The sequence below is a fragment of the Polyangium sp. y55x31 genome (assembly GCF_029946505.1).
Lineage (GTDB): Bacteria > Myxococcota_A > Polyangia > Polyangiales > Polyangiaceae > Polyangium.
This window is the reverse complement of record NZ_JARZHG010000034.1, coordinates 110,867-124,699: the sequence shown is the minus strand read 5'-3', so window position 1 is coordinate 124,699 and position 13,833 is coordinate 110,867. Positions and strand designations below refer to the sequence as shown.

Here is a 13,833-nt window from a genome sequence, read left to right as displayed (position 1 = left end):
CGGGCCCGGGCTCGGGCGGCAGCGCGGGCGCGGGCGGCAGCGGCGGCGCGGGCTCGCGCGGGCCCGCGTACGAGGCCGGGACGGCATTCTGTCCCGCGGACGACGGCGTGCGCCGGATCAAGCTCGTGAACAATTGCACCGAGACGCGCTGGTTCAAGATGGATGGAAGGACCACGCCGACGTGGGCGCGGCCGACGGATTGCGCGTGGAACGGCGCGGCGTGCGGCGATCCCGAGGGCGTGGGGCAATGCACGGAGATCGCGAAGAACATGGCCGGCGGCGGGGATCCGGGGCTCGTGTATTGCAAGGGCAATACCTGCGCGTGCAATCCGTTCTTCGAGCTCGAGCCCGGCGAGCAGCACGAGATCGTCCTGCCGAACGACGCCGCGTTCCCGAGCGGGACGGGCTGGCTCGCGACGGGGTGCAATCCGTACGGCAATGCGTGCGAGGTCGGCAGCGAGGCCGCGAAGAACTCCACGTTCGAGTTCACCTATGACAACCCCGGCCAGGGCTCGCTTTATTACGACATCAGCGCGGTCAACGCGTGGACGACGGCGAGCGCGGTCGGCATGAAGAGCTGCGGGGGCGGCGCGCCGGATCCGAACAACGTTTTCTGGTGCCGCGGGACGGGATGTCGGTTCGACGTGAACACGCAATGTCCGGACGGCTCGGACGCATTCGCGCCGGCGCCCGCGGGGTGCAAGGAGTGCCCCACGATGATCGACGGCAATGGCAAGAAGGTGATCGTGGGCTCCTGCGGGACGTGCCCGGATGGAAGTGACGCGAATCGCATCCCCACGGGCACCGTGTTCAACGCGGGCAACATCGGCGGGCCCGAGTGGACCTGGAACGGAGCGCCCGATTTCGCGGTCGGGTTCGGGCACGACGAGGGGGTCCACGCGAATCGCAGGTTCTCGTGTGGACCCGCGGGCTGCACGGACGCGGCGCCGGGGAAGGCGAATACGTGCCTCGGCGGGTGTGACCTCTGCACGGTGACGCAAAAGGCCTCTGCAGGGGACGATGCTTGCCTCAAGTATTGCTGTCCCGACTCGGTGCACACGTACAATGGGTCGACTTACCGGTACGACAGCGCCGGCTGCACCGCGCTCGGGGTGCAGGCGGGCACCGATTACAGCCCGGCCGTGAAGGGCGAATGTCCGTACGTGTACACGTTCGGCTACGAGGACCACTCGTCGACGTTCCTGTGCACGACGAGCGCGTCGCTGCTCATTCAAGCGTGCCCCGATCCGGTCGATTTCCCGTCGAAGATCGAGCCCTGACATGTCGATTCTCTGGGAAGACGTCCGTTATCTGGAAGCGGTCGCCCGCGCCGGCGGCGTGGGCGGCGCCGCCCGCGAGCTCGGCGTGTCGGTCTCGACCGTCTACCGTCGCATTGCGATCCTCGAATCCGCCGTGGGCTCTCCGTGCCTCGAGCGAGGACCCGCCGGGAGCGGTTTGACGGAGACCGGCGCCATGCTCGCGCAATGCGGTCACCGCATGCGCAAGGCCATCGCCGAGGTCGCGGGGCACGTGCACGCCCAGGCCACGGAGATCGTCGGCGAGGTCAGCCTCACGACGGTGGAGGCCTTGCTCCCCTTTCTCGTGGACCCGATCGCCGAGGTCACCACGCAATACCCGCTCCGCGTGAGCCTCATCCTCGGCGATTCGGGGCCGAGCGTCCGTGACCGCGAGGTCGACGTCGCGATCGGCATCATGCGGCGCCCGCCGCCGGGGTGCTGGGGGGTTCGGCTCGGCAAACTGCCGTACGGCGTCTTCGGGACCGCGGAGGCCGTGCGGCGCGAGCCCGAGCCGCTCTGGGTCGTGCGCGCGCTGAGCGAGCGCTCCTCGCCCGAGTCGGCCTGGGAGCGCGAGCACGCCAGCCATTATGCCACGCGCGCGCAATTCAGCGCGCTCGTGTCGCTCGTCGCCGGCGGCGTGGGCGTGGGGCTCATTCCGCGCCCCCTCGCCGCGCTCCACCCGCATCTCGTGGAGATGCCCGCCTATCGGGAGCGCGTCGCGCCGCTCGAACGGACCGCCTGGCTCCTCACCCACCCCGACCTGCGCAAGACGCCCCGCGTGCGGGTGCTCATGGACGCGCTCACGCGGCGGTTTCGCGCGGCGCTCTGAGCCGGCGGCTCTGCGACGTCGTTGCAGAGCTGCGAACTCTTTTCGCAGCTCTGCAACGCGACACGGACGTGTACACGCCGCACAAATGGGCCACCCCGAACGGAGGTCCTTATGCTTGCATCACTTCGACTAGCTCCGCTCTCGTCCGGCTTGCTCCTCGCCCTCGCGCTCGGCGCGTTGGGCCTCGGGTGCACGATGCGCCAGGATTACGTACCCCACAAGGGACCCGGCTTCGACCATTGCGGCGGCGAGGTCTTCTGCTCGCCCGGTCAACACTGCGCAGATCCCTCGCTCTCCGTATGCGAGGAGGGCTGTCTCACGGACGACAATTGCGACCCGTCGCAGATGTGCGATCCGAACGCGGCCGCGCCGCGGCAATGCATCGATCGGCCCACGTCCGACGCAGAGACGCCCATGTTCGACAGCCTCGCCGGGTGCAAGGCGGCCTGCGACCATTTCCTGGACTGCGGCCTCGACGCGGACGAGGCCGCGCAGTGCCGCACCGATTGTGAAGGCTTCACGGTGGATCAGCAGACCGACCTCGCCCATTGTGGCGACGACGTCGCGTGCGCCGACCTGCCGTCGTGCCTCGGCGTGCAATGCGTGTCGACGAACGACTGCCAGAACGACCAGAGCTGCGTGGAAAACGCCTGCGTCGGCGGCATGTAGCGCCCCTACACTTCGACCTTCTTCCACCGCCCCCGCGCAAACGCCCAGCCGAGCAGCACGGCCCGGCAGATCCAGTCCGCCGTGCTGCCCATCCACACGCCCGCGAGCCCGAGGTCGAGCTTGATCGCGCAGAGCCAGGTCACGCTCGCCCGCAAAAAGAGGCCGCAGAGGATCATCGTGCCGAGCACCGTGCGCGTGTCGCCCGCGCCGCGCAGCGCCATCGCCGTGACCATCGCGAACCCCATGAACGGCTGCGCGAAACCACCCACGCGCATCGCCGGGACGGCCGTCTCCACGATGGGCCGATCCGGCGTGAACGCCGAGACGAGCAAAGGCGCCATCGTCAAGAACGAGAGCCCGACGAGGCTCAAGCAAAACACGGCGAGCATCGCCGCGACACGGCCCGCCCGCGCGGCGTCCTCCGGCCGCTTCGCCCCGAGCTTCTGGCCCACGATCGCGCCCGCCGCGATGCCAAACCCGTCCGCCGAGAGCCACGAGATCGACTCGATGCTGACCGCCGCCTGATGCGCCGCGAGCGCGACCTCGCCGAGGAGCGCGATGATCGCGAGGTAGAACATGTACCCGAGGTGATACGCAGCCTTCTCGCCGAACGCCGCGCCCGAGATCCCGAGGACGCGCTTCAATGCATCGAAGTCGACGATGGGGGGCTTCGCGGAGGCATGCGGAGCTACGCCCCCCATACCCCCCGCGCCCTCGAAGCTCGCCTCGTTCAAGGGCAGCGGGCTCGTGCGGCGGAAGAGGGCGAAGGTGAGCAGGAGGCCTTCGAGGGCCATGGTCGCGCCATTCGCCACGGCGGCGCCACGAATGCCGAGCTCGGGCAGGCCGAGGAGGCCGAAGATGAGCAGCGCGTTGAGCGCGAGGTTCAGGACATTGCCCACGCCCGCGACGACGAGCGGCGTGCGCGTGTCGCCCGAGGCCTGCAGCGACGCGGCCGCGATCGCCTCGACGAACGTGAGCGGCATGGCCCAGCACGCGATGCGGAGGTACGCGCCCGCCTGCGCCTGCACGGCGGCGCCCGCGCGCGGAAAGAGCGTTCGAATGAAGGGGCCTTCCGCGAAAAACAGCGCACACGCAACGACGGCGCCGAGCCCGGCCGCAAAAAGGAGCGCGGCGCGGGAGGCGCGGGCTGCGCCGGGGCGGTCACCGGCGCCGACACGACGGGCCACGACGGCGATGGTGCCGGCGGAGAAGGCGGTGCAGACGGAGTAAAGGGTCCAGGTCGTGGCCCCGCCGATCTGGATCGCCGCGAGCGCGGTCGGCGAGTACCGGCCGAGCATGAGCCGCCCGACCAGGAAGACGAGCGTAATCAGCAGCATGTGCGTGATCGCCGGCCAGGCGAGCGACCAAACCTCGGCCATGAGGGCGCGATCACCCTCACGAACGAGGCGGATCTCGGCGAGAGGTGACGGACGCACGGGGCCGGGGGTGCCACGGTCTGGCCGTTCGGGCAAGGGGCGGCCTTCGGCTTCGTGGTCACCGCCGTGCGCAGCGGAGGGGACTTCCAGGTCCGTGTTGAGGTAGGGTGCAGCCATGCGGATCGGTCAACGCCTGAGCTCGCTGGTCATCTCCGACATTCGCGCGATGAGCCGCGCGTGTGAGGCGGTGTCTGGGATCAACCTCGGGCAAGGCGTGTGCGATCTGCCGACACCTCCGCCCGTGGCGCGCGCGGCGAACGCCGCGATCGACGCGAGCGTGGCGATCTACACCGCGCCCGAAGGGATCCTGCCGCTTCGTCAGGCGATCGCGGCCGATCTGAAGAAGCGCTACGGGCGTGAAGTGGATCCGGCGAGCGAGGTGGTGGTGACGTCGGGCGCGACGGGCGGGTTCGCGGCGGCGTGCCTCGCGCTGCTCGATCCGGGCGACGAGGTGATCCTGTTCGAGCCGTATTACGGCTACCACTTGAACACGGTGCTCGCGCTCGGGCTCGTGCCCGTGCTCGTTCCCACGCGGCCGCCGTCGTGGGAGATCGATCGGGAGGCTTTTGCGCGGGCGATCGGTCCTCGTACCCGCGCCGTCGTCGTGTGCACGCCGTCGAACCCGAGCGGCAAGGTGTGGAGCGAGGAGGAGCTCGACTGGCTCGCGGACGCGGCCCTCGCGCACGACCTCGTGGCGATCACGGACGAGATCTACGAGCACATCGTGTTCGACGGGCAGAAGCACGTGCCGCTCGCGACGCGGAAAAATGCGGCGGCCCGGACGGTGTCGATCTCGGGGTTTTCGAAGACGTTCGCGGTGACGGGCTGGCGGTGCGGGTATCTGACGGCGCCGCCCGAGGCGGCGCGGCGGATCACGGTGGCGCACGATCTGCTCTACGTCTGCGCGCCGACGCCGCTCCAGCATGCGATGGTGGCAGGGCTCGGGATGCCGGACGATTACTTCGCGTCGATCGGGCAGAGCTACCAGAAGAAGCGCGATATCCTCTGCAGCGCGCTCGCGGACGCGGGCCTCACGCCCTACGTGCCGCGGGGCGCCTATTACGTGCTCGCCGACATCCGGCGGCTCGGCGCGCCGAACGCGAAGGCGGCGGCGATGCTCCTGCTCGAAAAGATCCGCATCGCGAGCGTCCCCGGCACCTCGTTTTACGGGGATCCGGTGGGCGAGACGCTCGCGCGGTTCTGCTTCGCGAAGGAGGACGCCGTGCTGGAAGAGGCGGCGCGGCGCATTCGTTCGCTTTTCTGAAGAATTCCGCAATCGGGCATCTTTTCGATCGAGCACGAACAGGGCAATGAGCGGCGGCGAACTCATCGGCGATAGATACGGCCTCGTGCGGCAAATCGGGACGGGCGCGCTCGGGGCGGTCTGGGAGGCGGAGGACCACACGGCGTCGCGTCACGTCGCGCTGAAGCTCCTCAGCATCCCGAACCAGGAAGTCGGGCAGCGGCTCGGCGAGGAAGCACGCGCGGCGCAAGCCGCCAAGCATCCCACGCTGGTCACGATCCTCGACGTCGGCGAGACGGGCGGCGGTGAGCCGTTCGTCGCCATGGAGCTGCTCTCGGGCGAGACGCTCGCCGACCGGCTCGCGCGCGAGCGCACGCTGCCGCCGCCGCTCGCCGCGCAGATCGGGCGCGACATCGCGACGGCGCTGTCGATCGCGCATGGCGCGCGGCTCGTGCACGGCGATCTCCGGCCGGCGAACGTGTTCCTGCAAGGAAGCCCGGGCACGGACGAGCCGGTGGTGAAATTGCTGGATCTGTGGGTCGCGCGGGCCGTACCCGCGGTCGTGGCGGAGACGCTCGGCCTGGGATCGCCGTCGTATCGGAGCCCGGAGCAGCTCGCCGCACCGGAATCGTTCGACGTGCGTACGGATCTCTGGTCGCTCGGCGTGGTGCTGTTCGAGATGCTCGCGGGGCAGCGGCCTTTCGAGGGCGGGCGCGCGGACATCACGGCGAAGATCACGAGCGGGCCGGTGCCGCGCATCTCGCAGCTCACGTCATCGGTGGATCCGGCGCTCGAAGAGATCGTGGCGCGGTGCATGGAGCGCGAGCGCGACAAACGCATCGGCAGCGCGATGGTCGTCGCGCACATGCTCGAGGTATTCGCGGCGCAGGGGCGGAAACCCGCGGCTGCGCCCGCGGCTCCCATGGCGCCCGCCAAAGGAAATGGCGAAAGCACGAACAGCGCGGCGCGCACGTCGGTGCTCGACGAGCTGCCGATGCGGGGTCAGCTCGGCACGCTGGTGATGGCGGAATCGGCGCCATCGAGCCCGCCCCCGGGGCTCCGTTCGTCGACGTCGGGGAGTTTTCCGGCACCCTCGTCCGGGCCGCTCGGCACGCTGGTCATGGCCCCGCCGTCGTCCTCCTCGCCGCCGCGCGCGGAGGAATCGGCGCGGCGGCCGAAACCCGCGTACGTCCCGCCGCCGCGGTCTTCGCGTGATTCGGAGCCGACGCAGGTCTACGTCGAGCCGTCCGGCGTATTCGCGCCGCCGCCGATGCCCATGGCAGGCGCGCAAATCGAGGACGAGCCGACCGCGCCGCCGCCGACCGCGCCTCCGCCGGGCGCCATGTCGCCGACGTTGCTCAGCGCGCGGCAACAACAGTTGACGGTGACGGAGCTGCACCAGCGGCCGGCGCAGCACGTGCACCCCGTCAGCAAGATGGGGTTTTACGTCGCCATCGCGGTGGGCGCGGCGATCGTGTTCCTCATCGGGTTTTTCGTGATATTCGTTTTGCTCTGACGAACGGCTACCGGACGGGGGGCCAGATCGAGCTTCTCGCGAGGTTGCCCGGGGTGTACAGCACCCAGACCGGCATTCCCACACGATATCGATCTTTCGGGATCCCAGGCGCCTCCACCGACCCCTTCGTCGAGCGCCCTTCCACCATGAAGACGTATTCGATGCGATGGGGATGGCGGCCCCGCACGAACGTCGACGTGTCCACGTGTGAGGCGGTGATCAGCCCCCGAACCGCGGTGCCGTGCGTGAGGAGGTGGAGGTGCTCGCGCCAAAGGGTGAGCGCGTGGCTGCAATCGGCATACCCGATGGCGCCGCTGATCACGCCGACGAGGAGGAACCCGACGCCGACGATCCATATGCCGTCGAGCCAGGGCGCGAGCAGGAACAACACGAGGAAGCCCGGGATCCACAAGAAGAGGCCGAAGCCCGCATAAAGCAGGCCCCTCCGCACGGCCTGGTGCTGCAAGAGCGCATGCCGGCGATACCCCAAGGGCAGGCGGCGCGGCGGCGCGTCCGGCGGCGACTCGCGGGGGCGATCCGGAGCCGGCAGGGCGCCGCCGCAACGCGGGCAATGGCTCTCGGTCCAGGTCGAGAGGCGCTCCTGGCAAAAACGGCAGGTCACGCCGGCAGGCGGAGGGGCAGGGTCGGAGGAGGCAGCCGGCATGGTTCGCCGCGAGGATACCACGTGGCCTCGCGCCGTGCTTTCCGATACCATCACCGCATGAAATCGGTCGCCGTCACGGAGCGACGAGCGCGATGTCCCTCGTGCGACGAGCAGCTGACATTCCACTCGCCCGGCCCGCACGTCGAGCCGTGCCCGAGCTGCCGGCTCGCCGTCGTTCGTATCGACTGGAGAGCGGGCGACGTCGTGTACGGGCCCGGGCGGATCGATATCGTGGTCCGCGAGGAGCGGCTCGGGTTCGACGAGGACGAGGACGAGGTGGCGGTCACGACGCTCGGCTGCGGGTCCTGCAGCGGCCCATTGCGGTGGAAGGAGCTCTCGCCGCAGGGTTTCTTCACGTGCCGCTACTGCGAGGCCGTCGTGGAATGCCGCCACGTCAAGCCCGGCCGCGCCGTGTTCACGCCGGACGCGCCGACCGAGCCTTACCTCGCCGTCGGAGCGAAGGGCCGAATCCGCGGCCGAGACGTCGAGGTGACGGGCTTCGTGATGTTCGCGACCGAGCACGGCGACGGCACGTACCATCACTTCGAATACATGCTCGGCACGGGTCCGCGCGCGCAATGCACGCGACTTCTCGAGCTCGGGGACGCGTGGTATCTCGTGACCCCGCTCCGGCCGGAGGACGTGAAATTCAAGGACGGCCGAGACTCGTTGGTCACGTACGACGGCGCGTTGTACGAGATGAGCGGCGCTAGCAACGCCGTTTTGGAGCGCTCGGTCCAGGTCTCCGACCCTTGCGTGGAGGAGCGGCGCTCCTCCAATGCCGAATACTTCAAGCTGGGGAAAGACTGCGTCCGGATCGAGAATCGTGGGCTCTACAAAGTCTATTATTCCTTCTGCGAGGGTTTGTCCTCCCGGGAGGTCGCCGACGGATTCGGGCTCGCGAGCTTGCCCCCGGGCAACCGGGCCCGGGTCAAGGCAAAGCCCCCGGGCGTCGTGGAGCGCATCGATGCATTCCTGGAGGCCATCGGGCCGGTCATCATGGGCGGACTCGCGGTCTTCGGGATCCTCGTGGCGTTAACCATGATCCGGTGCTGACGAGCTGGAGGCGGCCACCGCCGGCGGCCCCTGGAACACGCGCCGCAGGCCGCCGAACCACACGGCGGCCGAGAGGAGGACCGCGCCGAGCGTGATCGGCAGGGCCTTGTCATTCGGAGGCGCGACGCCGATGGCGAGCACGAGCGCGCAGCCGAGGACACAGATCACGGCGACGAGGCGATACCACCGGCCGAGCGAAAAAGGCCCCATCGTGGTCCAGGTGCGGCCATGGGCGAAGAGGCCGAGCGCGATGGGCATGCCATACGAGATGTAGAGAAAAATCGTGCAAACCGCGGTGATCGTCGAATACACGGGCGTGTAGACGGTGAACGCCGTGCTCACGGCCGCGACGGCCCAGATCGCAGGCACGGGCGTCCTGTGCACCTCGCTCACGCGGCGGAGGACGTACGAAAAGGGCAGGCCGCCGTCGCGGGCGAACGCGTACGTCATGCGCGAGGCGCTGGTGACGGTGGCGAGGCCGCAAAGGTACTGGGCAATGCCGATGCCGACGTAGAGGGCAATCTGCAAAGGGCGCGGGAGGATCTCGCCCATCACCCAGAAAAACACGCCAGGGCCTTTCGCGGCGCCGGCCTCCACGCTCGGCATGGCGAGGAGGATCGAGGCCACCATCAGGTAGCCGAAAATGCCCGAGAGGAGCACGGCCCGCAGAATGGCCCGGGGGACGTTCGTCGCGGCGCCGACGGTCTCCTCCGCGGTATGCGCGGAGGCGTCGAACCCGGTGACCGTATACGCCGGCATGAGCAGGCCGAGCAGGAAGAGCCAGGTCACGCTGTTCGTCGCGGGCCAGACGTCGCCGCCGCTCGGGCCGCTGAAATTCGTGAACGTGACGAGCCGCGACACTTCGAGGCGCGGCGCAAACAGGAGCATCGAGCCCGTGAGGACGATCGCGACGACGAAGATGAGGTAGCCGCTGAAATCGGTGAGGCGCGTGGTGAGGCGAATGCCGCGGTGATTGAAGAGGGCCTGCGTCCCGGTGATGACGACGACGGCGGCGAGCTGGTGGCCCGGGCCGAGTGTTTCCGGGTCGACGCCGAAGACGGGGCCGAGCGAGCTCGCGATGAAGAGATACGCGCCTACGTTGATGGCGGAGAGGACGGTGACGAGGCCGACGAGGTTGAACCAGGCCGTCGCCCAGCCGATGCCCTTTCCGCCGAGAATGGACGCCCAATGATAGAGGCCGCCCGCCGTCGGGAACGCCGAGGCGAGCTGGGCCATGGCGAGCGCGAAGCAAAAGGAGAGCAGGCAGGAGAGCGGCCAGCCGAGGCCAATCGAAGCGCCGCCCGCGGCGGAAAGGCCGAGGTGGTAGGAGGTGAGGCCGCCGGCGAGGATGCAGATGATCGAAAAGGAGACGGCGAAATTCGAGAATCCGCTCATCCGCCGGAGGAGCTCCTGGGCATACCCCATCCGGTGGAGCTGGCGGACGTCGTCTGCGACGACCTCGGATTCGGCGTGCGGGGTGGTTTCGGTGGGGACGTCGGTGCGCGCGGGATCTTGCATGGGAGGCTCGCCGAGGGAGCCTCCAGCGTAGGCGAGCGCGCGCCGAGGTGGATCAGTTTTTCGGGGGAGGTTCGAGGAGGAGGTCGAGGTCGCCGTCGAGGACACGCTCGACATGGGGGCTCACGTCCCCCGTGATCTCGTCACGCACGAGCCGCTGCGGCGCGAAGACATAACTGCGCCGCTGGTGGCCGAATCGAGCGACTGGACGAGCGCCGCGCCGCGCCGCCGCGGCCTGTTCGCGCCGCTCGAGCTCGAGCTCGACGAGCTTGCTCCGCAGGAGCCGGAGCGCACTCGCGCGGTTTTGATGCTGGCTGCGCTCCGACCGAGCGACGATGACGATCCCCGTCGGAAGGTGGCGCATCCGGACTGCCGACGCGACCTTGTTGACGTTCTGTCCGCCGGGCCCGCCGGCGCACATCGCGGTCACCTCGAGATCGTCGTCGCGAATCTCGACGGGAATCACGTCGTCGATATCGAGCAGGACCTCGACCGCGACGAACGAGGTTTGTCGCCGATCCCCTTTGCCGAAGGGACTGACGCGCACGAGCCTATGGACGCCGGTCTCGCCCCGGAGAGCGCCGTACACGCCGGCGCCCGGGATCCGGAGCGCGACGCCGTCGATTCCCGCTTCGTTTCCTTCCTGCCGGTGGAGCTCCTCGACGACGAGCCCCCGCCGCGCCGCCCAGCGGAGATACATCCGCAAGAGCATTGCCGCGAAGTCTTTGGCATCGACACCGCCCGCGCCAGGTTGAAGGGACACGATCGCGCCGATGCACCCCTCCGGTTCGGGGGGCACGCACGAGCGCTCGGCCTCGCGAAGCTCGACGTCGAGGGACGCGAGATCGGCTTCGGCCGCAGCGAGCGCGCCCGCGTCGCCTTCGTCGAGGGCGAGCAGGACGAACCCATGCGTATCGCCCAGCGTGCGCTCGGCGTGCGTGATCCGATCGTTCAGCGCGCCGAGACGTGCTCGCTCCGCGAGGAGCTCTTCCGCACGTTCGCGGTCGCGCCAGAGGTCGGTTTCGCTGAGAAGGAAGTCGAGTTCGGCGAGGCGTCGCGCCTGCCGGGGGAGGTCAAAGACCGTCGCGGAGCCGGGTGAGGCGTCGACGAAGCTCGGCGAGGCGTTCGAGGATGGGAGAATTCATGCGCCATCGTATACACTATGGCGCTCGCTCCGTCAAAGGCGTCCAGGCTGCCCGAGGAGATGTCCATGAAAACCCGAACCCACATCTCCTTCCGCCGGGAGGAGACCTTCCGCGCCGTACCGCATCGCTTCGACGAGGTCTTGCTCGACGAGGACCGCGCCGTCGCGGTCCGCCGCGAGGACGTCGAGAAGGGAGTGTATCTCCTGCACGGCGTGATGTCGCCGAAGGAATGCAAGCGATTGATCGCCACGGCGGAGGCGATCGGCTTCACGCACGCGGGGCTCGCCATTGGCAACGACACGTACCGGGTGAACCTCGCGGCCCGCAACAACCTGCGCGTCGTGCTGGACGCGCAGCGGCTCGCCGAAGGGCTCTGGGCGCGCATTCGCGGCCACGTGGACACGGAGCACGAGGCCTCGCCCCTCGTGGGCCTGAACGATCGCTTTCGGGTCTATCGGTACGAGGTCGGCCAGCGCTTCTCCCCGCACCTCGACGTGCGCACGGCCGTGCCGCGGGGCGAGACGCGCGCGTCGCTCATGATCTATTTGAACGAGGGCTTCGAGGGCGGCTCGACACGCTTCTTCGAGGTGAAGGACAAGAAGAGCCGCCGCGGGGAGGGTCGAGGGCGCAAATTCGACAATCGCGTGCGATTCGCGGTGCGGCCGGCCCCGGGGAGCGTCGTCGTGTTCGACCACCTGCTCCTGCACGAGGGCGCCGAGGTCACGGCCGGCGTGAAGTATGCGGTGCGGTCCGATCTGATCTATGCGCCGTCGCGCGCTTCGCGGTGACGCGTCGCCTCGGCGTCGGGCGAAGGCGGCCGAGGCCCGGAGAGCAGCGTGACGAGCAGTCCTCCGATCGGCGTGAGGATCACGGAAAGAATCAGCGCTCCCCATGAGCCGATACGTCGTTCCCTCCCGAGGAGTCCCACGGCGAGCACCTTGAGGACCGGAAAAACGTAATCATCGAAGAGCGGGCCGAGCTCCAGGCCTGCCCAGGGGTTCTCAGGACGGCTTGATCGCCCCGGCTGACTGCTTTCAGCGAGCGTCGAGATACGAAGGACGAGATTGTCCGCGGGCGCCCACGCCCCGCAAACATCGCGGAGCGTCTCGTGCACGGCCTCCACATCCACGAGCCGCGAGGGATTGGGGAGGTCTGGCACGAACCTGTCACCTCGCACGAAAGACGCAGCGACGAGCGCGAGCAACACGAAGGTGATGGCCAGCTCGCGAACCATGGGCCCGAAGCGCTGCTTCTCTGGGTGCTTCCGGGTCAGGTCCACGATGCGCCATCCTACTACGGGATGAAGTGGGCGTGTGGTAGTAGGTTCGTCCACCGTGCTTCAAGGGCTCCTGTTGTTGTTCTTCGTCCTCGTCATGGGTCTCGAATGGCACGTGGGCCGCACGCGTGGGCGGCAGGTCTTTCGCGTGTCGGATGCGACGTCGAACTTGCTGCTCGGCATGGCGCAGCTCGCCCCCGCTGTTCTTCTCTTTGGCTTCCTGCAGGTCAGCTACGAATTCATCTACCAGGGCTCTGCCGCCTTCGAGATCAAGGCAAACTCACCGATCGGGTGGATCGGGCTGCTCATCGGTGTCGACTTTTGCTACTACTGGTTTCATCGTTTCTCGCACCGCGTGCGTGTCGCCTGGACCTCGCACGCGCTGCATCACCAGGGCGAGGACTACAACCTCACCCTCGGGATCCGTCAGCACCCGACGCAGGGATTCTTCGAGCGCGCGTTCTACCTGCCCCTCGCGTTCATCGGGTTTCCCCCCAGGATGGCCTCCATTGCAGTCACCATCAACGCGGCCTACCAGCTCTTCCTCCACACCGAGCTCGTCGGCAAGCTCGGCCCGCTCGAGTGGGTGCTGAACACGCCTTCGCATCACCGCGTCCACCACGGCATCAACCCCCGCTACCTCGACAAGAACTTCGGGGGCATGCTGATCATCTGGGATCGCATATTCGGCACGTTCGCGGAGGAGCACGAGCAGCCGGTGTACGGCACGGTCGAGCCGATCGCGTCCTTCGACCCGGTCCACTGCATGTGGGCCCCGCTGGACGATGCGATCGAACGCGCGTCGCGCACATCGGACTCCCTGGATGAGCTGCGCGTCTGGCTCATGCCTCCCGACTGGCGGCCGAAGAGCACGGCGAAGGCCGACACCCAGATCAGGCTCGATCGGCCCAAGTACGACGTGAAGCTCAGCCGCGGGGCGAAGCATTACTTGATGGCGATGACGGGGCTCACGATCGCGATGATGATACGCTTCCTTATCAACAATGACCTGGACCCCCGGCCGCTGACGATGCAACTCGCGTTCATCGCGTGGATCGCCGTCACTCTCGTCGGGCTCGGCGGCATCATCGAGGGGCGCACATGGGCGAAACCCGTCGAGGCGCTTCGGCTCGTCGCCACGCCGTTCGTCGTGATGACCCTGGTTTGAGCCTTTTTGAACGGGCCG

13 protein-coding genes are annotated in these 13,833 nt (G+C 68.4%); 8 read left to right on the top strand and 5 right to left on the bottom strand.

The annotated features are described in order from the left end of the window. The 3 genes from QHF84_RS38960 to QHF84_RS38950 form a co-directional block, all read left to right on the top strand. A partial coding sequence (locus tag QHF84_RS38960; RefSeq protein ID WP_281318626.1) for a hypothetical protein occupies nt 1-1,280 on the top strand: 1,280 nt, incomplete at its 5' end. A gap of 1 nt (nt 1,281) precedes the next feature. After that, nucleotides 1,282-2,127, top strand: a complete 846-nt coding sequence (locus tag QHF84_RS38955; RefSeq protein WP_281318625.1) for a LysR family transcriptional regulator — start codon at nt 1,282-1,284, stop codon at nt 2,125-2,127. Nucleotides 2,128-2,277: 150 nt separating this feature from the next. Next, nucleotides 2,278-2,796 (top strand): hypothetical protein, encoded by a 519-nt coding sequence (locus QHF84_RS38950; RefSeq protein ID WP_281318624.1) that lies wholly within the window; start codon nt 2,278-2,280, stop codon nt 2,794-2,796. Between the two features lie 5 nt (nt 2,797-2,801). On the opposite strand, the gene QHF84_RS38945 is transcribed toward QHF84_RS38950, so the two are convergent. Next, a complete protein-coding gene (locus QHF84_RS38945; RefSeq protein ID WP_281318623.1) occupies nt 2,802-4,232 on the bottom strand; it encodes an MATE family efflux transporter in 1,431 nt (476 codons plus the stop codon). Between the two features lie 115 nt (nt 4,233-4,347). Here QHF84_RS38945 and QHF84_RS38940 point away from each other — a divergent pair, with 115 nt between their 5' ends. Both QHF84_RS38940 and QHF84_RS38935 read left to right on the top strand, forming a co-directional pair. After that, nucleotides 4,348-5,496, top strand: a complete 1,149-nt coding sequence (locus QHF84_RS38940) for an aminotransferase class I/II-fold pyridoxal phosphate-dependent enzyme (protein WP_281318622.1) — start codon at nt 4,348-4,350, stop codon at nt 5,494-5,496. A gap of 46 nt (nt 5,497-5,542) precedes the next feature. Then, entirely contained in the window at nt 5,543-6,991 is a 1,449-nt protein-coding gene (locus tag QHF84_RS38935; RefSeq protein WP_281318621.1) for a serine/threonine-protein kinase, read from the top strand. A 7-nt stretch (nt 6,992-6,998) separates the two neighbouring features. Here the strand turns inward: QHF84_RS38935 and QHF84_RS38930 are convergent, their stop codons facing one another. Further along, a complete protein-coding gene (locus QHF84_RS38930) occupies nt 6,999-7,655 on the bottom strand; it encodes a phage holin family protein (protein ID WP_281318620.1) in 657 nt (218 codons plus the stop codon). Between the two features lie 57 nt (nt 7,656-7,712). On the opposite strand from QHF84_RS38930, the gene QHF84_RS38925 reads away from it, so the two are divergent. Further along, nucleotides 7,713-8,711 carry a hypothetical protein gene (locus QHF84_RS38925; protein WP_281318619.1) on the top strand — a complete coding sequence of 333 codons (999 nt, stop codon included), beginning with the start codon at nt 7,713-7,715 and terminating at the stop codon, nt 8,709-8,711. Here QHF84_RS38925 and QHF84_RS38920 read toward each other — a convergent pair. Both QHF84_RS38920 and QHF84_RS38915 read right to left on the bottom strand, forming a co-directional pair. After that, the gene (locus tag QHF84_RS38920) at nt 8,691-10,229 is read right to left on the bottom strand and encodes an amino acid permease (protein WP_281318618.1); all 1,539 of its coding nucleotides are present in this window, start codon (nt 10,227-10,229) and stop codon (nt 8,691-8,693) included. The genes QHF84_RS38925 and QHF84_RS38920 overlap by 21 nt on opposite strands. Before the next feature lie 52 nt (nt 10,230-10,281). Further along, nucleotides 10,282-11,367: a PCRF domain-containing protein gene (locus QHF84_RS38915; protein ID WP_281318627.1), complete on the bottom strand. Its 1,086-nt coding sequence runs from the start codon at nt 11,365-11,367 to the stop codon at nt 10,282-10,284. Between the two features lie 69 nt (nt 11,368-11,436). Between QHF84_RS38915 and QHF84_RS38910 the strand changes: the two genes are divergently transcribed. After that, entirely contained in the window at nt 11,437-12,159 is a 723-nt protein-coding gene (locus tag QHF84_RS38910) for a 2OG-Fe(II) oxygenase (RefSeq protein ID WP_281318617.1), read from the top strand. Here QHF84_RS38910 and QHF84_RS38905 read toward each other — a convergent pair. Then, complete coding sequence (locus tag QHF84_RS38905; RefSeq protein ID WP_281318616.1) at nt 12,132-12,650, bottom strand: hypothetical protein; 519 nt, start codon at nt 12,648-12,650, stop codon at nt 12,132-12,134. The genes QHF84_RS38910 and QHF84_RS38905 overlap by 28 nt on opposite strands. A 55-nt stretch (nt 12,651-12,705) precedes the next feature. On the opposite strand from QHF84_RS38905, the gene QHF84_RS38900 reads away from it, so the two are divergent. Beyond that, on the top strand, nt 12,706-13,815 hold the full coding sequence (locus QHF84_RS38900) for a sterol desaturase family protein (protein ID WP_281318615.1): 1,110 nt from the start codon (nt 12,706-12,708) through the stop codon (nt 13,813-13,815). The last annotated feature ends 18 nt before the right edge of the window (nt 13,816-13,833 follow it).